At 69.9% G+C, this 19050-nt stretch carries 17 protein-coding genes, 1 pseudogene and 1 riboswitch; of the genes and pseudogenes, 13 read left to right on the forward strand and 5 right to left on the reverse strand.

The window, feature by feature from the left end; genetic code table 11:
* Positions 1-11: 11 nt before the first annotated feature.
* From glyA to gcvT, 3 genes are all read right to left on the reverse strand, one after another.
* Positions 12-1280 (reverse strand): serine hydroxymethyltransferase, encoded by a 1269-nt coding sequence (glyA, locus tag ACFYZQ_RS25740; RefSeq protein WP_389152029.1) that lies wholly within the window; start codon positions 1278-1280, stop codon positions 12-14.
* A 14-nt stretch (positions 1281-1294) separates the two neighbouring features.
* A complete protein-coding gene (gcvH, locus tag ACFYZQ_RS25745) occupies positions 1295-1672 on the reverse strand; it encodes a glycine cleavage system protein GcvH (protein ID WP_388796954.1) in 378 nt (125 codons plus the stop codon).
* Between the two features lie 118 nt (positions 1673-1790).
* Entirely contained in the window at positions 1791-2909 is a 1119-nt protein-coding gene (gene gcvT / locus ACFYZQ_RS25750) for a glycine cleavage system aminomethyltransferase GcvT (RefSeq protein WP_389152031.1), read from the reverse strand.
* A gap of 184 nt (positions 2910-3093) precedes the next feature.
* Positions 3094-3194, reverse strand: a riboswitch (glycine riboswitch).
* Positions 3195-3340: 146 nt separating this feature from the next.
* Here gcvT and ACFYZQ_RS25755 point away from each other — a divergent pair.
* The 10 genes from ACFYZQ_RS25755 to ACFYZQ_RS25800 all read left to right on the forward strand — a co-directional run bounded on the left by ACFYZQ_RS25755 (position 3341) and on the right by ACFYZQ_RS25800 (position 14837).
* Entirely contained in the window at positions 3341-4018 is a 678-nt protein-coding gene (locus ACFYZQ_RS25755; protein ID WP_389152257.1) for an AAA family ATPase, read from the forward strand.
* Positions 4019-4090: 72 nt separating this feature from the next.
* Positions 4091-4882: an enhanced serine sensitivity protein SseB gene (locus ACFYZQ_RS25760; protein ID WP_389152034.1), complete on the forward strand. Its 792-nt coding sequence runs from the start codon at positions 4091-4093 to the stop codon at positions 4880-4882.
* A gap of 79 nt (positions 4883-4961) precedes the next feature.
* On the forward strand, positions 4962-5795 hold the full coding sequence (locus ACFYZQ_RS25765) for an enhanced serine sensitivity protein SseB C-terminal domain-containing protein (RefSeq protein WP_389152036.1): 834 nt from the start codon (positions 4962-4964) through the stop codon (positions 5793-5795).
* 350 nt (positions 5796-6145) lie between these two features.
* Positions 6146-7144: an ABC transporter permease gene (locus ACFYZQ_RS25770; protein WP_389152039.1), complete on the forward strand. Its 999-nt coding sequence runs from the start codon at positions 6146-6148 to the stop codon at positions 7142-7144.
* A gap of 33 nt (positions 7145-7177) precedes the next feature.
* Positions 7178-8953: an ABC transporter substrate-binding protein gene (locus ACFYZQ_RS25775; RefSeq protein WP_389152041.1), complete on the forward strand. Its 1776-nt coding sequence runs from the start codon at positions 7178-7180 to the stop codon at positions 8951-8953.
* A 72-nt stretch (positions 8954-9025) separates the two neighbouring features.
* Positions 9026-10033 carry an ABC transporter permease gene (locus ACFYZQ_RS25780; protein ID WP_389152044.1) on the forward strand — a complete coding sequence of 336 codons (1008 nt, stop codon included), beginning with the start codon at positions 9026-9028 and terminating at the stop codon, positions 10031-10033.
* A complete protein-coding gene (locus tag ACFYZQ_RS25785) occupies positions 10030-11121 on the forward strand; it encodes an ABC transporter ATP-binding protein (RefSeq protein WP_389152046.1) in 1092 nt (363 codons plus the stop codon). Before ACFYZQ_RS25780 ends, ACFYZQ_RS25785 begins: the two co-directional genes overlap by 4 nt.
* The gene (locus ACFYZQ_RS25790) at positions 11118-12629 is read left to right on the forward strand and encodes an ABC transporter ATP-binding protein (protein WP_389152049.1); all 1512 of its coding nucleotides are present in this window, start codon (positions 11118-11120) and stop codon (positions 12627-12629) included. Before ACFYZQ_RS25785 ends, ACFYZQ_RS25790 begins: the two co-directional genes overlap by 4 nt.
* Positions 12630-12726: 97 nt before the next feature.
* A complete protein-coding gene (locus ACFYZQ_RS25795; RefSeq protein ID WP_389152051.1) occupies positions 12727-14118 on the forward strand; it encodes a M1 family metallopeptidase in 1392 nt (463 codons plus the stop codon).
* Between the two features lie 62 nt (positions 14119-14180).
* Positions 14181-14837, forward strand: coding sequence for a trimeric intracellular cation channel family protein (locus ACFYZQ_RS25800; protein WP_389152054.1), 657 nt, complete (start codon positions 14181-14183; stop codon positions 14835-14837).
* Here the strand turns inward: ACFYZQ_RS25800 and ACFYZQ_RS25805 are convergent.
* Positions 14746-15987 carry an alpha/beta hydrolase gene (locus tag ACFYZQ_RS25805; protein WP_389152057.1) on the reverse strand — a complete coding sequence of 414 codons (1242 nt, stop codon included), beginning with the start codon at positions 15985-15987 and terminating at the stop codon, positions 14746-14748. The genes ACFYZQ_RS25800 and ACFYZQ_RS25805 overlap by 92 nt on opposite strands.
* 160 nt (positions 15988-16147) lie before the next feature.
* Between ACFYZQ_RS25805 and ACFYZQ_RS25810 the strand changes: the two genes are divergently transcribed.
* The 3 genes and pseudogenes from ACFYZQ_RS25810 (at position 16148) to ACFYZQ_RS25820 (ending at position 18299) form a co-directional block, all read left to right on the forward strand.
* Positions 16148-17002 (forward strand): thioesterase family protein, encoded by an 855-nt coding sequence (locus ACFYZQ_RS25810; RefSeq protein WP_389152060.1) that lies wholly within the window; start codon positions 16148-16150, stop codon positions 17000-17002.
* A 305-nt stretch (positions 17003-17307) separates the two neighbouring features.
* Positions 17308-17790, forward strand: a pseudogene (locus tag ACFYZQ_RS25815) (WYL domain-containing protein); the annotation flags it as partial.
* Between the two features lie 161 nt (positions 17791-17951).
* Positions 17952-18299: a hypothetical protein gene (locus ACFYZQ_RS25820; RefSeq protein WP_389152062.1), complete on the forward strand. Its 348-nt coding sequence runs from the start codon at positions 17952-17954 to the stop codon at positions 18297-18299.
* Between the two features lie 70 nt (positions 18300-18369).
* On the opposite strand, the gene ACFYZQ_RS25825 is transcribed toward ACFYZQ_RS25820, so the two are convergent.
* Positions 18370-19005, reverse strand: coding sequence for a TetR family transcriptional regulator (locus tag ACFYZQ_RS25825; protein WP_389152065.1), 636 nt, complete (start codon positions 19003-19005; stop codon positions 18370-18372).
* Positions 19006-19050 lie beyond the last annotated feature (45 nt).

The raw sequence follows: 19050 nt of genomic DNA on the forward strand, positions 1-19050 counted from the left end.
GACTTGCTTTCTCAGGCCTTGTTCAGACCGGGGTACAGCGGGTGCTTGCCGGCCAGGGCCTTGACCCGGGCCTTCAGCGCCTCCGCGTCGTAGGACGGCTTCAGCGCCTGCGCGATCACGTCCGCGACCTCGGCGAAGTCCTCCGCCTGGAAGCCGCGGGTGGCCAGCGCGGGCGTGCCGATCCGCAGACCCGACGTCACCATCGGCGGACGCGGGTCGTTCGGGACGGCGTTGCGGTTGACCGTGATGCCCACCTCGTGGAGACGGTCCTCGGCCTGCTGCCCGTCCAGCTCGGAGTTACGCAGATCCACCAGGATCAGGTGCACGTCCGTACCGCCGGAGAGCACGTTCACGCCGGCCTCACGGGCGTCGGCGGCCGTCAGCCGCTCGGCGAGGATTCGCGCACCCTCCACCGTACGACGCTGCCGCTCCTTGAAGTCCTCGGAGGCGGCGACCTTGAAGGAGACCGCCTTCGCCGCGATCACATGCTCCAGGGGGCCGCCCTGGAAGCCCGGGAAGACGGACGAGTTCAGCTTCTTCGCGAACTCCTTCTTCGCCAGGATGATGCCGCCGCGCGGGCCGCCGAGGGTCTTGTGGGTGGTGGAGGTGACGACGTCCGCGTACTGCACCGGGTTCGGGTGGAGACCGGCGGCGACCAGGCCCGCGAAGTGCGCCATGTCGACCCACAGGTGCGCCTCGACCTCGTCGGCGATCCGGCGGAACTCGGCGAAGTCGAGCTGCCGCGGGTACGCCGACCAGCCCGCGATGATCACCTTCGGCCGGTGCTCCTTGGCCAGCCGCTCCAGCTCGGCCATGTCGACCAGGCCGGTCGCCGGGTCCACGTGGTAGGCGACCACGTCGAACTGCTTGCCGGAGAAGTTCAGCCGCATGCCGTGGGTGAGGTGCCCGCCGTGCGCCAGGTCCAGGCCGAGGATGGTGTCCCCGGGCTGGGCGAGCGCGAACAGGGCGGCCTGGTTGGCGGAGGCGCCCGAGTGCGGCTGCACGTTGGCGTACTCGGCGCCGAACAGCTCCTTGACCCGGTCGATGGCGATCTGCTCGGCGACGTCGACGTGCTCGCAGCCGCCGTAGTAGCGGCGGCCCGGGTAGCCCTCGGCGTACTTGTTGGTCAGGACCGAGCCCTGCGCCTCCATGACCGCGAGCGGAGCGAAGTTCTCCGAGGCGATCATCTCCAGGGTGGACTGCTGGCGCTCCAGCTCGGCGTCGACCGCGGCGGCGATCTCCGGGTCCAGCTCGTGCAGGGACGTGTTCAGGACAGTCATACGGCTACGACTCCTCAGCCGGCGGTGTGGGCGACGTACTCGTCGGCGGAGAGCAGGTCGGCCGGCTCGTCCGTGACGCGTACCTTGAACAGCCAGCCGCCCTCGAAGGGGGCGGAGTTCACCAGCGACGGGTCGTCGACGACGTCCTCGTTGATCGCGGTGACCTCACCGGTGACCGGCGAGTACAGGTCGGACACCGACTTGGTGGACTCCAGCTCGCCGCAGGTCTCGCCCGCGGTCACCGTGGAGCCGACCTCGGGGAGCTGGGCGTAGACGACGTCGCCGAGCGCGTTGGCCGCGAACTCGGTGATGCCGACCGTCGAGACGCCGTCCTCGGCGGCCGACAGCCACTCGTGCTCCTTGCTGTAGCGCAGCTGCTGGGGGTTGCTCATGGCCTGAATTCTCCTGTACGCGGGGGAGTGCTGGTGAAAGCGGGACTGCTGGAAACTTCTGTGAGCAGCGGAAATGTGCGCAGGGTCACGTTCGGACGCCGGTGCACCCGCCCAGTGTCTACTTCTGCCGCTTGTAGAACGGCAGTGCCACGACTTCGTACGGTTCGTGGCTGCCCCGGATGTCCACGCCGACGCCCGGTGTGCCCGGCGCCGAGTGCGCCGCGTCGACGTAGGCCATGGCGATGGGCTTGCCCAGGGTGGGGGAGGGCGCGCCGGAGGTGACCTCGCCGATCACCTTGCCGCCGGCGACCACCGGGTACCCGGCGCGCGGGACCCGGCGGCCCTCGGCGACCAGGCCGACCAGGACGCGCGGCGGGTTCTGCTCGGCGCGCGAGGCGGCCTCGGCCAGCGCCTCGCGGCCCACGAAGTCGCCCTCCTTCTCGAACTTCACCACCCGGCCGAGCCCGGCGTCGAAGGGCGTGAGGGAGGTGCTGAGCTCGTGCCCGTACAACGGCATGCCCGCCTCCAGGCGCAGCGTGTCCCGGCAGGACAGGCCGCAGGGCACCAGCCCGACGCCCTCGCCGGCCTTGCTCAGCGCCTGCCACAGCTCGACCGCGTGCTCGGGCTTCACGAAGAGCTCGAAGCCGTCCTCGCCGGTGTAGCCGGTGCGCGCGATGAGCGCCGGGACGCCGGCGACGGTCCCGGGCAGGCCGGCGTAGTACTTCAGGCCGTCGAGGTCGGCGTCGGTGAGGGACCCCAGGATGCCGGGGGACTCGGGGCCCTGGACGGCGATCAGCGCGTAGGCGTCCCGGTCGTCACGGACCTCGGCGTCGAAGCCGGCGGACCGCTCGGTCAGGGCGTCGAGCACCACCTGGGCGTTGGAGGCGTTGGCCACCACCATGAACTCGGTCTCGGCCAGGCGGTAGACGATCAGGTCGTCCAGGATGCCGCCGTCGGCCCGGCAGATCATGGTGTAACGGGCACGGCCGACACCGACCGAGGCGATGTTCCCGACGAGGGCGTGGTTCAGCAGGGCGGCGGCCTGCGGGCCGGTCACGGTGATCTCACCCATGTGGGAGAGGTCGAAGAGCCCGGCCCTGGTCCGCACGGCGAGGTGCTCGTCGCGCTCGGAGCCGTAGCGCAGCGGCATGTCCCAGCCGGCGAAGTCGGTCATCGTCGCGCCGAGCGAGCGATGCAGCGCATCGAGCGCGGTACGGCGGGGTTGGGTACTGCTCATCGGTCGTCTCCCAAGGTATGGGGGCACCTCCCGCGCGAGCTCGTTCGAGCGTGGGGGAAGGTGAGGAAAGTTCCTCCCCATCTGTCATCGGAACCTGAGAGGTTCGCCATGATCACCCCGAGGGGAGGCACGGCTTGCACCTTGGGTGGGGTCGCTGTCACAGCGGCCCGCTTTTCAGATGTGCCTCACCCGCGCGGTGACGGGGCCTGAGAGATTCAAGGGAGGGACTTGCTCCTTCGGCGCCCCGGCGAAGCTGCTGCCCGGGGACTCTCCCGCGCGGATTCAAACGGCCGGTATGCAGTTGGCGGGCACACTATAGCGCGTCACTTGTGACCGGGCTGTGGCACTACGAGCACCGAATCGGGAGACACCGTGCATTACCTTCTCTTTACATTCGGTGGGGAGAACCTTTCCTGACCACAGGGAGGACGATCACGGTGAACAGGACCTCGGCCTACGCGGCGACCACGGGCGTCGCGGTGCCCCGGCAGCCCGCCGCCCCGGCCCGCGAGCGGCGCGCATCCCGCCCGGCACCCGTCGTCCGCGACCTGCGCGACCGCGCCGGACACAGCCCGCACGGCCTGCTCTTCGGCCCCCGCGACCTGGTCGTGGTCACCGGCCTGCCCGGCAGCGGCAAGTCCACCCTGATGCACCGTGCCGTCGACGGCATCCGCATCGACTCCCAGGACGCCCGCGACCACTGGGAACACCGCATGCCCCGCTTCCTCCCCTACGTGGTGTACCGCCCCCTGGTCCGCCTCGCCCACTACGCGAGACTGCGCCGCGCCCTGCACACCGGCGAGGGCGTCGTCGTACACGACTGCGGCACGCAGTCCTGGGTGCGCGGCTGGCTGTCCCGCGAAGCCCGGCGCCGGGGCGGCACCCTGCACCTGCTGCTGCTCGACGTTCCGCCCGCCACGGCCCGGCACGGCCAGCGCGAGCGCGGCCGGGGCGTCTCCCGGTACGCCTTCCTGCGCCACCGCAGGGCGGCCGCCCGGCTGCTGCGCGCGGTGGAGCGGGGCGAACTGCCCCAGGGCTGCGGCTCGGCGGTGCTGCTCGACCGGGACGCGGCCGACGTGCTGCGCGGGATCGGCTTCGCGGACCGATGAGACCCCCGAACCGGGCACAGGTACCCGCTAGCCTTTCAGCCACAACAGTTGGTCCCAGCAGGCGGTAGGCAGATGGACTTCCCGGCGGACTTTCCCGCGGACTTCCCGGCACAGACACACCCACATCCGCACGGAGGATGGCCCGGCAACGAGCTGGAGGAGGTGCTGTCGGCGTCGTTCGGCATCCCCTCGGCAGGCGGCCGGATCATCGAGGTCCTGGGCCGGAGCTTCCTGTGGATCCCGCTGCCGAACGGCCGCGGCGCGCACGGCGGCCCGCTCGACCTGCCCACGATGGAGATCGACGGCCAGGCGTACGTACCGGTCTTCAGCTCCGAGGAGCAGTTCCGCCAGGTCGTCGGCGCCCACATGGCGTACACCATCGCCCCCGCCGTGGAGTTCGCCCGTGGCCTGCCCCCGCAGGCCGGCATCGTCGTCAACCCGGACGGCATGGTGGGCGTCCCCCTCCCGCCGTCCGCGGTGGCCGAGCTGTGCCGCGCCGGACGCACCCCGCTGGACGGCCCCGCGAGCGGCGGCCGGGTCCGCCTCTACGAACCCGACTGGCAGGACGACCCGATCGACTTCCTCGCCGCCGCCTCCGCCGAGTTCGCGGCGATCGGGGTCGTCCTCACCGCCCGCCGCTGCCTCGCCGCCATCGAGACGGCCGACCCGGTCATGTTCATCGGCGTCGAGCTCTCCCAGTGGGAGGGCGACCTGAGGGCCCTGCCCCTCGAAGCGCTGGGCCGGGCGCTGGGGCGGGCCCCGGTCCGGTGGCCGGTCAACCTGGTCCTGCTGGACGTGACCGACGACCCGGTGGGCGACTGGCTGAAGACGAGCGTGCGGCCCTTCTACCAGTACGGTCACTGAGCCGCCCGGGCACGGGAGACCACGGCCCATCCACACCGCCGACGGACCGGCAGTCCGAAGTTCGTGGGCGCTTAAGCTGATGCCAAACGCGGGGCAACTTCTCGAAGGGGCGGTAAGACAGGTGAGCGCGAGCCGCAGCGGCAGCGTCGAGCACATGCTGCGCCAGGTGACGCCCGGGCGTTACGACGCCTACGAGGCACTCCTCAGGGCGCTCGCGACCCCGGCTTCCGGCCAGGTGTGGATGCTCCTGTGGCACGGCCAGGCAGGCTCCCCCGACGCCCAGTACGGGAACATGGAGGTGGACGGCTTCGGCTACGCCCCTTGCGTCACCTCCGCCCAGGAGCTGTCGGCCAGCGGCTGGAACCGGTCCTACGAAGTGGTCGACGCGGTCGACGTGGCCCGCACCCTCTACCCGGACCACTACGGCCTCTGGCTCAACCCGCACGCCCCGGGCGGCGGCGTCGGCGTCCCCTGGCTCGACCTGCGCCGCATCGCCACCGGCCTGGACCGCCAGCCCGCCGGCCCGCTGAGCCTGTCGGAACCGGGTATCGAGGTCCCGCAGTTCTACGCCCTGCTCGCGCAGAACGCGCACCGCACTCCGGCGGTCCGTTCGCTGCGCCGAGCCTGGGTGCAGCCCGCGCTCGGGGCGCCGTACCTCGCCATCGGCCTCGACGTGTACGACGCCTCGCCGCCGGCCGTGGACTCGGTGCGCGCGATGATGCAGCAGTCCATCGGGGCGGTCCCGGACGGGCTGCCGGTGTCGACCGTCGCGATGTCCGACGAGTACGACCCCGTCGCCCTGTGGATGCGGGCCAAGGCCCGCCCGTTCTACGACCGCGAGGCACACGCCCCCGCCCAGCCCCCGGCCCCGGCCGCCGGGTACGGTTACCCGACCGCGCCGGGCGGCTACTGAGCACCGGCGAGCGCATGGGGGCTCCGCGTTCCATCTGCCGCACCGGGTTGACACATTTCTTCGCGCGTAGATCGCCGCCGATGGTCATGAAATGACCGGAATAAAGCCTCTTGTCCCGACTGGCCCGCGTCCGGGGGTCGTTACCCACTGTTCGGATAACGGAATCCCCCGAACAGCATCACGGTTACGCATACTTTCCCCGCCAGCTCTGGCGGGTGATCGCGACGACGCTGAAGACTCGCGACTCAGGCACGAGGTCGCTGACCTCGTGATCGAGTGTGCAAGTCGACAAAGCCGCAATCCGCGGCAGGCGCAGGCCGGTCACCACCGGCGAGAGGGGTCGGGTCACTGTGACCGCACCGATCGAGACCACCGGGGCGGCAGCCGAGGCACAGCCGGAAGCTGTGCTCGAGGGTGCCGGTAAGGGGCAGATCGAGGGCCGTTCCCTTGGGCAGATCGCCTGGACGCGGTTCAAGAGGGACAGAGTCGCGGTGGCCGGCGGCGTCATCGTGATCCTGCTGATCCTGGTCGCGATCCTCTCGCGCCCGATCCAGGCGATGTTCGGCCTCGACCCCAACGCCTTCCACCAGGACCTGATCGTGCCCGACACCTCGCTGCCCAAGGGCGGCATGGGCGGCATGAGCCTCGATCACCCGCTGGGCGTCGACCCGAAGTTCGGCCGGGACATCGCCACCCGCATCCTGGAGGGCTCCTGGGTGTCGCTGGTGGTCGCCTTCGGCGCCACGATCCTGTCCAACGTGATCGGCGCCATCATGGGTGTCGTCGCCGGCTACTACGGCGGACGGGTCGACTCGGTCATCAGCCGGCTGATGGACACCTTCCTCGCCTTCCCCCTCCTGCTCTTCGCCATCGCCATCTCCGCCACCCTCCAGGGCGGCGCGTTCGGCCTCAACGGACTGCCGCTCCACCTGAGCGTGCTCATCTTCGTCATCGGCTTCTTCAACTGGCCCTACCTGGGCCGGATCGTGCGAGGCCAGACCCTCGCCCTGCGCGAGCGCGAGTTCGTGGACGCCGCCCGCGGCATGGGTGCCAAGGGCCCGTACATCCTCTTCCGCGAGCTGATGCCGAACCTGGTCGGCCCGATCATCGTCTACTCGACGCTGCTCATCCCGACCAACATCCTCTTCGAGGCGTCGCTGAGCTTCCTCGGCGTCGGCATCCAGCCCCCGCAGGCGTCCTGGGGCGGCATGCTCCGGGAGGCCGTCACGTACTACCAGGTCGATCCCCAGTACATGATCGTGCCCGGACTCGCCATCTTCATCACCGTCCTGGCGTTCAATCTGCTCGGTGACGGTCTCCGCGACGCTCTCGACCCCCGCAGCCGCTAGGCAGCCCCCGAGAGTCCATCAAGTTTCCGATCAATGGAGGGGAAGCAGACCATCATGCGAAGGTCAGCACTGGCCGCGGTTGCGGCCATCGGCTCCGCCAGCCTGCTCGTTGCAGGTTGCAGCAAGGCCGATGACAACAAGGACGGCGGCGCGCCGAAGGCGGCCGGTGCCAACAAGGCGACCACGGGTGTCGTCAACGCGTCCGACAAAAAGGGTGGCACGGTCACCTATGAGATGTCGGACGTGCCGGACTCGTTCGACCCGGGCAACACGTACTACGCGTACATGTACAACTTCAGCCGGCTCTACGCGCGCCCGCTGATGACGTTCCAGCCCGGCCCCGGCGAGAAGGGCAACACCCTCGTTCCGGACCTCGCTGCCAGCAAGGGTGTTTCGAGCGACGGCGGCAAGACCTGGACGTACAAGCTGCGTCCGGGCCTGAAGTACCAGGACGGCACGCCGATCACCTCGAAGGACGTCAAGTACGCCGTCGAGCGGTCGAACTTCGCGCGTGACGTGCTCTCGCTCGGCCCGAACTACTTCCAGCAGTTCATGAAGGACGGCGACAAGTACAAGGGTCCGTACAAGGACAAGAGCGCCAAGGGCCTGTCCTCGATCGAGACCCCGGACGACACCACGATCGTCTTCCACCTGAACCGTTCCTTCCAGGAGTTCGACTACCTGGTCGCGGCCCCCCAGACGGCTCCGGTGCCCCAGGCCAAGGACGACGGCGTCGACTACGTCAAGCACATCGTCTCCTCCGGCTCCTACCAGTTCCAGAGCTACCAGGAGGGCAAGCAGGTCGTCCTGGTCCGCAACAAGAACTGGGACCCGAAGACCGACCCGCTGCGCAAGCAACTGCCGGACAAGATCGTCGTCAACCTGAAGGTCAACGGCGAGACGATCGACAAGGACCTGCAGTCCGGCGACGCCACCGTCGACCTCGCCGGCACCGGCGTCCAGGCCTCTACCCAGGCCAGCATCCTCAACTCGGCGGACGGCAAGGCCAGCACCGACAACGCCTACGGCGGCCGCCTCGTCTACGCGGCGATCAACACCAAGGTCAAGCCGTTCGACAACATCGAGTGCCGCAAGGCCGTCGAGTACGCCATCGACAAGGTCTCCGTGCAGACCGCCGAGGGCGGCCCGATCCGCGGTGACATCGCCAGCACCGTGCTCCCGCCGGACATCCCCGGCTACGAGAAGGCCGACGTCTACGCGACGCCGGGCAACAAGGGTGACGTCGCCAAGGCCAAGGAGCACCTGAAGGCCTGTGGCAAGACGTCGATCACGACCAACATCACGGCCCGCTCCGACCGCCAGCAGGAGGTCGACGCGGCCACGGCGATCATCAGCTCGCTGAAGAAGGTCGGCATCAACGCCAGCCTGAAGCAGTACCCGCAGGGCAAGTACTTCACCGACTACGCGGGTGTGCCGAAGTTCACCGAGAAGAACAACGTCGGCATCATGATGATGCAGTGGGGCGCCGACTGGCCGTCCGGCTACGGCTTCCTGCAGCAGATCCTGAACAGCAAGGCCATCAGCCAGTCCGGCAACACGAACCTGTCGCAGTTCGAGAACAAGGGCGTCGACGCCAAGCTGGCCCAGGCGATCGCCACCCCGGACCTGGCCGCCCGCAACAAGCTGTACGGCGAGATCGACAAGGCCACCATGGACCAGGCGGTCATCGTCCCGCTGACCTACTTCAAGGTCCTGCTGTACCGCTCCCCCTGGGCGACCAACGTGACCTCCACGTCGGCCTTCAGCGGTCAGTACGACTACCTCAACCTCGGCACCACGAAGAAGTAGCAGCCCCGGAAGGCAGGTGAAGGCATTGGTGCCCGCGGGCTTCGCGGCCCGCGGGCACCAGCGCCGGTCCCCGTGATCTCGTACATCCTCCGTCGGACGGTGGCGGCAGTGATCCTGCTGCTGGTCGTCTCCGCGGTCACCTTCGCCATCTTCTTCCTGCTGCCGAGACTGGCCGGTCAGACAGCGGACCAGCTGGCACAGCAGTACATCGGCAAGAGCCCGTCGAAGGCGGACATCGCCGCGGTCAAGCACAACCTCGGTCTGGACCAGCCCGTCTACGTCCAGTACTGGCACTTCATCAAGGGGATCCTGGCCGGCGCCGACTACAGCGTCGGTCCCAGCACGGTGCACTGCAACGCACCCTGCTTCGGCTACTCCTTCAAGACCCACGAGGCGGTCTGGCCGAAGCTCGTCGACCGCCTTCCGGTGACCCTGTCGCTGGCCGCGGGTGCCGCCGTGCTGTGGCTGGTCTCCGGTGTCGTGATCGGCGTCATCTCCGCGCTGAAGCCGCGCTCGGTCTTCGACCGCACCTTCATGGGCGTCGCGCTCGCCGGTGTCTCGCTGCCCATGTTCTTCACGGGCAACCTGGCGATCCTGCTCTTCACCTACCAGTGGCCGATCTTCGGCCGCACCTACGTCCCGCTCACCGAGAATCCCGCACAGTGGGCCAACACCCTCTTCCCGGCGTGGTGTTCGCTCGCCCTGCTGTACTCCGCCATCTACGCGCGGCTGACCCGCTCGGGCATGCTGGAGACGATGAACGAGGACTTCATCCGCACGGCCCGTGCCAAGGGCCTGCGTGAGCGCAAGGTCGTCGTCCGGCACGGACTGCGCGCCGCGCTCACCCCCATCATCACCGTCTTCGGCATGGACCTCGGTCTGCTGCTCGGCGGCGCGGTGATCACCGAGACCGTGTTCTCGCTGCACGGCATCGGTGAGTACGCGGTGGAGGGCATCACCGACAACGACCTGCCCCCCATCCTCGGCGTGACCCTGCTCGCCGCCTTCTTCGTCGTGATCGCAAATCTCCTGGTGGACCTGCTCTACGCGGCCGCCGACCCGCGGGTGAGGCTCTCGTGACCGAACTCTCCAAGACCGGCGCCGCAGTGGGCGAACCCACCTCCGGCAAGGCACCCGAGGCCTTCCTCGAGGTCCGCGACCTCAAGGTGCACTTCCCGACCGACGACGGCCTGGTCAAGTCCGTCGACGGGCTCAGCTTCTCGCTGGAGAAGGGCCGGACCCTCGCCGTCGTCGGCGAGTCCGGCTCCGGCAAGTCGGTCACCTCGCAGGCCATCATGGGCCTGCACCGGCTCGGCGCGCGCGGCAAGAACGTGCGGATGTCCGGCGAGATCTGGCTGGACGGCAAGGAACTGGTCTCCGCCGCCCCGGACGAGGTGCGCAAGCTGCGCGGCCGCGAGATGGCGATGATCTTCCAGGACCCGCTGTCCGCGATGCACCCGTACTACAAGGTCGGCGACCAGATCGTCGAGGCCTACCGGGTCCACAACGACGTCAGCAAGAAGGTCGCTCGCAAGCGCGCCATCGAGATGCTCGACCGGGTCGGCATCCCGGAGCCCGCCAAGCGCGTCGACGGCTACCCGCACGAGTTCTCCGGCGGTATGCGCCAGCGCGCCATGATCGCCATGGCGCTGGTCAACAACCCCGAACTGCTCATCGCGGACGAGCCGACCACCGCTCTCGACGTGACCGTCCAGGCGCAGATCCTCGACCTGATCAGGGACCTGCAGAAGGAGTTCGGCTCCGCGGTCATCATGATCACCCACGATCTCGGCGTGGTCGCGGAGATCGCCGACGACGTCCTGGTGATGTACGGCGGCCGGTGCGTGGAGCGCGGCCCGGCCAACGAGGTCTTCGAGCAGCCGCAGCACCCCTACACCTGGGGCCTGCTCGGCTCGATGCCCCGCATCGACCGCGAGACCTCCGAACGGCTCATCCCGGTCAAGGGTCAGCCGCCGAGCCTCATCAACGTCCCCTCGGGCTGCGCCTTCCACCCGCGCTGCCCGTACGCGGACATTCCCAAGGGGAACGTCACCCGCACGGTGCGCCCCGAGCTGGAGCAGGTGAGCAGCGGGCACTGGAGCGCCTGCCACCTCTCGGCGGAGGACCGTACGCGGATCTGGACCGAAGAGATTGCGCCGAAGCTGTGAGTGAGACGACGAAGACCGGGGCGACGAGCGGGTCCGCCGATGGCGAGGTGCTGCTCAAGGTCGAGGGCCTGACCAAGCACTTCCCGATCAAGAAGGGCATTCTCCAGCGCCAGGTCGGCGCGGTGAAGGCCGTCGACGGCATCGACTTCGAGGTGCGCAAGGGCGAGACCCTGGGCGTGGTCGGCGAGTCGGGCTGCGGCAAGTCGACCATGGGCCGGGTCATCACCCGCCTCCAGGACCCGACCGGCGGCACGATCACCTTCGACGGGCAGGACATCACCCGGCTCAGCACCGGGGACATGCGCCCGCTGCGCCGCGACATCCAGATGATCTTCCAGGACCCGTACGGCTCCCTGAACCCCCGTCACACCATCGGCTCGATCGTCTCGGCGCCGTTCCGGCTGCAGGGCGTGGAGCCCGAGGGCGGGGTGAAGAAGGAGGTCCAGCGGCTGCTGTCGCTGGTGGGTCTCAGCCCCGAGCACTACAACCGCTACCCGCACGAGTTCTCCGGCGGTCAGCGCCAGCGCATCGGCATCGCCCGCGCGCTGGCCCTGAAGCCGAAGCTGGTGGTGGCCGACGAGCCGGTGTCCGCGCTGGACGTGTCGATCCAGGCGCAGGTCGTGAACCTGATGGACGACCTCCAGGAGGAGCTCGGCCTCACCTACGTGATCATCGCGCACGACCTCTCCGTGGTCCGGCACGTCTCGGACCGCATCGCGGTGATGTACCTCGGCAAGATCGTCGAGCTGGCCGACCGCACCTCGCTGTACGAGGCGCCGATGCACCCGTACACCAAGGCGCTGATGTCGGCGGTGCCGGTGCCGGACACCAAGCGCCGGGGCGCGAAGAGCGAGCGCATCCTGCTCAAGGGTGACGTACCGTCCCCGATCGCGCCGCCGAGCGGCTGCCGCTTCCACACCCGGTGCTGGAAGGCGACGGAGATCTGCAAGACGACCGAGCCGCAGCTCGTGGAGCTGAGGCCCGGCCAGCGCGTGGCCTGCCACCACCCGGAGAACTTCGCCGACCAGGCCCCGCAGGACACGGTGCTGCTGTCCGCCGCCAAGGAGGCCTCGGAGCTGGTACCGGACGCGGTGCTGGAGGAGTCCGCGGAGACGTCCGCCGCCGTCGCGGCGGCGACCTCCGCCGACGCCGACGCCCCCGCCGAGGCTAAGGTCCCGGGCCCCCGGTCCGCCGAGACCGGCACCGAAGCGGAAGCCGAAGCCGACGCGGAAGCCGAAGCCCCGGCCGCGGAGACCGCGGCGGATGCGGCGCCCTCCGGCGTGAAGACCGGCCCCGGCGCCAAGACCACGGCCGACACCTCGACGTCCGACGCCGACGGCCCCGCTGAGGAGCCGGCCGCCGCCACCGGTGCCGCGGCCGACGGGCCCGCCGAGGAGCCGGAGGCCGTCGCCGAGCAGACCGGCCGGGACGCCGAGGCGGCCCGGGATGCCGAGGCCGAATCCGCCGAGCCGGCGGGAGACGGGTCCCAGGAGTCAACCGAGAAGTAGCACATGACAACTCGGCAAAGTCATGTACATGCATGAACGGGAGAGCGCAGAGTCGTCCGTGTCCGTCTGATGATCGACACGATCGAAAGGGACGACCATGGCACTCTCCCGTTCCGCACGTTTAGCGGCCCTCGCCACCGCGGCGGCCTCGTTCCTCGCCATCGGCGCCGCCTCCGCCCCCACCCCCGGCGGGTCCGGCATCGGCGACAGCTACTTCCCGCAACTGGGCAACGGCGGCTTCGACGCCCGCCACTACGACCTGACCGTGGCCTACGACCCGGACACCGACCGCCTCGACGGCCGGACCACGCTCACCGCGCGCGCCAAGCAGGCCCTCTCGTCCTTCGACCTCGACCTGCAGAAACTCGAGGTCACGAAGGTCGAGGTGAACGGCAGACGCGCCAAGTTCACCCGCGACGGCGACGAGCTGCGGATCACCCCACGCAGCCCCCTGCGCAAGGGCCGGACCTTCACCGCCACCGTCACCTACGGCGGCGTGCCCGAGCCCCTCGGCGGTCCCATCGTCTTCGGTTCGAACTACGGCTGGATGAAGACCGCCGACGGTGTCTTCGTCGCCTGTGAACCCAACGCCGCCTCCACCTGGTTCCCGTCCAGCGACCACCCTTCCGACAAGGCCACCTACGACATCCGTATCAAGGCCCCCAAGGGCCTGACCGGTGTCTCCAACGGCCGGCTGGTCCGGACGTACGACAAGGGCGGCTCGACGTACACCCACTGGCGCGAGAGCAGGCCCATGGCGACCTACCTCGCGACCGCCACCATCGGGAAGTTCGACGTGCGGACGGGGAAGACCCCCTCCGGCATCCCGATCTACGTCGCCATCGACCCGGTGCTGAAGAACAGCAACAGCGTCGACGTGTACGGCGTCACCGCCGCCGCCACGGACTACTGGTCGCAGGTCTTCGGTCCGTACCCGTTCGAGGAGACCGGTGCGATCGTCGACGACATGCCCGAGGCCGGGTTCTCGCTGGAGGTGCAGAGCAAGCCCGCCTACTCCGCCGTGCGCAACGAGTCCACGATCGTGCACGAGCTCGCCCACCAGTGGTTCGGCGACTCGGTCAGCGTGGCGCAGTGGAAGGACATCTGGCTGAACGAGGGCTTCGCCACCTACGCCCAGTGGCTGTGGGCGGAACACCAGGGCACCCGCTCGGCACACGACTCCTTCAGGGCCGGCTACGACTCCCGCCCCGCCGACTCCGCCTTCTGGCAGATCAAGGTCGCCGACCCGCAGCGGGACACCATGTTCTCCTCCGCCGTCTACCAGCGCGGCGCGATGACACTGCAGGCCCTGCGGGAGCGGATCGGGGACACCGCGTTCTTCAGGCTGCTGCCCGCCTGGACGAAACTCCACCGGTACGGCAACGCCGACACCGCCGACTTCATCCGCCTCGCCGAGAAGATCAGCGGACAGCGGCTCGACGACCTGTTCCGGACCTGGCTGTTCACCACGGGCAAACCGGCCCTGTGAGCCGCGCTTCGACGAGCTGCGCGGCGTAAGGGCCGCTCACCCTGACGAGTGAGAATGTCAGGGTGCTCCAGCAACTCTTCAGTCCCTCCGTCCAGCACACCCTCGACGTCGTCGGCATCTTCGTCTTCGCGATCTCCGGTGCTCTGCTGGCCGTCCGCAAGAACTTCGACGTCTTCGGCATCGCCGTCCTCGCCGAGGTCACCGCGCTGGGCGGGGGGCTGTTCCGGGACATCGTGATCGGTGCCGTACCACCGGCCGCCTTCACGGACCTGGGCTACTTCCTCACTCCGCTGCTCGCCGCACTCGTCGTCTTCTTCCTGCACCCGCACGTGGAGCGCATCCAGGCGGCGGTGCTCGTCTTCGACGCGGCCGGCCTCGGTCTGTTCTGCGTGGCCGGCACGACCAAGGCGTACGACTACGGCCTCAACCTCACCGCCTCGGCCACCCTGGGCCTGGCCACCGCCGTCGGTGGCGGTGTGCTCAGGGACGTACTCGCCAACGAGGTGCCCTCGCTGCTGCGCTGGGACCGCGACCTGTACGCGGTCCCGGCGATCGTCGGGGCCACGATGGTCGCGCTGTGCATCCACTACGACGTGCTGACTCCGTACACCACCGCCCTCGCCGTCGTCACGGCTTTCGTGCTGCGCCTGCTCGCGATGCGGTTCCACTGGCGAGCGCCGCGTGCGTGGAACCGACGGTCGACGGTGACCGAGGAGTAGAGCCGCCCGTGGCCGCCGTCCGCGGCCGGTTCTGGCCCATCTGCAGGGTCAGCCACCGGAAGGACGGCACCACCTGGGGCCGCCACAGTGCCATGGTGTGACCACCGGCGCTGCGCGGCAGGAACACCACGTGCACGGTCGTCGGCGCCTCGGCGATCGATTGCAGGGCCACGCCCGCCTGGTAGCCGTCCCCGGACTCGCCGGAGACGTAGAGCGCGACCCGGGGCGGTACGGCGGCCCTCTTGAGCAGCAGGTACGGGTTGTTCGCCGCGCGCAGGGCCGGGCTCTGCGCGGCGAGCGAGTTGCGTTCGCCGATCGGGTCGTTGTACCCGGACAGGCTCACCGCGGCCCGGTAGCGGTCGGGATGGGCGACGGCCAGCTTGACCGCGCAGTGTGCGCCCGCCGAGTACCCGGCGACCGCCCAGCCGGACGGCGCCGGTTCGGCGCGGAAGTTGTCCATGACCATCTTGGGCACGTCGATGCTCAGCCAGCTGTCCGCGTTCACCGTGCCCGGGATGTTGGCGCAGCCCGTGTCCACCCCGGCCAGCAGGTTGGTGCGCGGCGCCACCAGGATGAACGGGGCCACCTGCCCGTCCTTCATCAGCGGCAGCAACTGCTCGTGCACCTTCAGTGAGCCGAACCAGGCCTTCGCCGAGCCGGGGTAGCCCGGCAGCAGCTCCACGACAGGGAACTTGCGGTGCCGGTAGGCGGGCTCGCCGTACTGCGGCGGCAGCCAGACGTAGACCTCGGCGTTCACTCCTGACACCCTGCCCTTGAGCTGGGTGACCCGGACCCCGCCGGCCGCGCGCATGCCCGGGCCGTCGGCGGTCTGGAAGGCCTGCTTGACCTTGGGCAGTCGTTTGAACGCTATGCCGCCGGTGCCGTCCCGGCCGAGGTCGGCGGCCTGCTGGACGTGATTGCCGGTGCCCAGCAGGTCGGCCCAGTTGTCGTACAGGTTGTTGGAGTTGTTGACGAGGATGAACACCAGTGTGACCGCCGTGCCCTGGACGAACAGCAGCATCAGCACCCGGGCCGCGACGCGCAGCGCCTTGGGCCCCCGCATCCTCGACCACAGGGCGAGCGGCAGCAGGAGGGCGACGACGGACAGCACGATGGTCGTGTAGAGAAACGCAGTCCCGGTGAGGCTCATGTCCTCATAGAGGGGGACGGGGGTCTCCGGGTTACGGGCCTGTCCGGACACTTACCTAGATATTGCCGGGATCTCACCCGGCAGGGCGGATCTTCATCATGCGCAGCACAACAGTCGCACAAAGCTACCGCTTAGTAATTTCCTGTTGTACGGTTCACCCATGCCAGAAGCAGCTTCCGTTCCCGCGGCCCTGATCGGTGACAGCGAGTTCGACCGCGACACCGCGGTCACCCGGCGCGAGCCCGGCATCTACGACATCGACCTCTCCGCCGGCTGGACCATCATCAACGCCGTCAACGGCGGCTATCTGCTGGCGGTCCTGGGCCGTGCCCTCGCGGACACCCTCCCGCACCCCGACCCGTTCACCATCTCGGCGCACTACCTCACCGCCTCCCAGCCGGGCCCCGCGGTCGTGCGCACCGAGACCGTCCGCACCGGCCGCACCCTCTCCACCGGCCAGGCGTCCCTCTTCCAGTACGACGAGGCGGGAGCCGAGGTGGAGCGGATCCGTGTCCTCGCCTCCTACGGCGACCTCGACTCCCTCCCGGACGACGTCCGTACGACGGCCACGCCGCCGGCGATCCCGCCCATGGACCAGTGCTTCGGCCCGGAAGACGGTCCGGCCCCGGTCGAGGGCAGCTCCGCCATCACCGACCGCCTGATGCTCAAGCTGGACCCGGCCACCCTGGGCTGGGCGCTCGGCGCCCCCTCCGGCAAGGGCGAGATGCGCTCCTGGTTCGGTCTCGCCGACGGCCGCGACGCCGACCCCCTCTCCCTGCTCCTCGCGGTCGACGCCCTGCCGCCGACCGCCTTCGAACTCGGCATCGCCGGCTGGGTCCCGACGGTCGAACTGACCGTCCACGTACGCCACCGTCCCGCGCCCGGCCCGCTGCGGGTGGCGATCACCACCCGCAACCTGGCCGGCGGCTTCCTCGAGGAGGACGCCGAGGTCTGGGACAGCGCGGACCGCCTGGTCGCCCAGTCCCGCCAGCTGGCCCGGGCCAGGCTCGCCTGAGCGGTTCGGTTCGCGGCCGAGCCAGGCGGCCAGCCGGGCGTAGGAGTTGGCGTCTTCGGGTGCCGGGCGTACGTCGCCGAAGGGTGCGTCCGTGTCGCGTCCCGGGTCGGGCAGGACGCGGCCGGGGGGGCGAGTGCGAACTCGGCGAGCGCCGGGTCGAGTTCGTGGGGGTGGCCGAGGGACTCGGACAGGTCCCAGGTGTGGGTCACCAGCTCCATGGCGCTGTGTCCGATGTGCGGCTGGCGCCGCGTGGCGGACAGGGTGGTGGGGTCAGTCCCGGCTGAGTGGGGTGCGGCCGAGTCAGGCGGCCAGGAGGAAAGCGGGATCCGCACACGTACACCGTCGACCCCTACGGCCTGGTCGCCAAGGCGGGCGTCTGGTACCTGGTCGCCGACCGGCGGGGCGGGCCGCGGCTGTTCCGCGCCGACCGGGTGCACTCCGCCCGGGTGCTGGACGACCCGGTCCGCCGCCGTCCCGGCGTCGAACTCGCCGACGTCTGGGAGGTGCTGCGCCGCCAGGTCGAGGAGCCACCGGGAGGCCTGGAGGTAACCGTACGAGTGCGCCGGGAGCTCCTCGACATGTTCGTCCGCATGACGGCCTCCTCGCTGGCCGAAGTCCCCGAGGACACCGGGGAGGACGAGTGGGTGACGGCCCGGCTCAGGTACCCCTTCGTCCGCGCCGTCCGCCAACTGCTCGCGTTCTCGGACGCGGTGGAGGTCATCGCACCGCCCGAAGCGCGCGCCGAGCTGCTGACCGCGGCGCGCTCTGTCACGGACCTGTATCAGTGAGCAGGGCGGGATCGCGGCGGAAAGCCCAAGTGGGAGTGGGTTTTTGGGGCTCGCTTTACCCCCTGGACAGGGCGGTCACAGGAGGCGCTCAAGAACGCCCTAGGCGCCGTTGGTTGAGTGCCCGTCTCACGACTCGCTCATCTTTCCTGGAGTTGGCCCTCATGAACCGTGCACGTCTTCTCCCCGCCGTCGCGCTGCTCGCGATGTCCCCGCTGCTGCTGACCGCGTGCGGCTCGGACGACTCCTCGTCCTCTACGGGGGGCTCCGCCCAGCAGAGCTGTCAGCGGCCCTCCGGCATGCCGACCGGGGGAGCGTCCGGGCGCCCGAGCGGCGCGCCCTCCGGGGCGCCGACCGGGGCCGCCTCGGGCAAGCCGACCGGACGCCCCTCGGGCGCCCCCTCAGGCATGCCGAGCGGTGGGCCCGGCGGCGGTCGGGGCGGTCCCGGCGGGGGGCAGGGCGGGTGCGGCGGTCCCGGTGGCGGGCAGCCGGGCCAGGCCCAGCAGGGCTGACGGGGTTTCGTACCGCGGAGGCGGCGGGTTCCGGTGACGGGCTCGCCGCCTCCGCGCGTCTCCTCCCGGGTCAGTCCAGCCAGTGCCGGCGGCCGACGCTGATCAGCCGCAGCTGCCGGGTCGCCAACTGGGTGACGCGCTCCAGCTCGGCCTCGGAGGAGTCCGGCGCCTCCAGGGCCTCCAGGAAGAGGGAGGCCGTGATGATCATCTGGTCGACGTAGAGGTGCGCGAGCATCAGCAGGTCGTCGTCGTCCCACCCCTTCGCCTCCGGGTCCGTGGCCAGTTCGGTCCTCACCTCCTGGGCGAACCGGGCCAGCTGAGCGCGAATGGCCTCGCGCACCGGCTGGACCCCGCCGTGCCGCTCGCGGGCGATGAACCGGACGTGCGCGGGATGGGCCGCGACGTGGTGGGCGATCAACCGGACGACCCGGGCGATGCGGTCCTCGCTGTCGTCCGCCGAGGACACCGTCGTGCGCACCATCGGGTGCAGGCTGCCCAGCGCCTCGTCGACCAGGGCCACACCGAGGTCCGCGGTGGAGCGGAAGTGCCGGTAGAAGGCGGTCGGGGCGACCCCGACGGCGCGGGTGACCTCACGCAGGCCCAGGCTGCTCAGGCTCTGCTCCTCCAGCAGTCCCAGCGCCGCGTCCAGGAGCGCCTGCCGGGTCTTCTGCTTCTGGGCCTGCCGGACCCCGAGAGTGTGACTCATGTCATCCAGTTAACAACTGTTCTCCGTAAATGGAAAGCCGTGGGC

Origin of the sequence: Streptomyces sp. NPDC001843 (assembly GCF_042891955.1) — a bacterium.
Classification (GTDB): Bacteria; Actinomycetota; Actinomycetes; order Streptomycetales; family Streptomycetaceae; genus Streptomyces.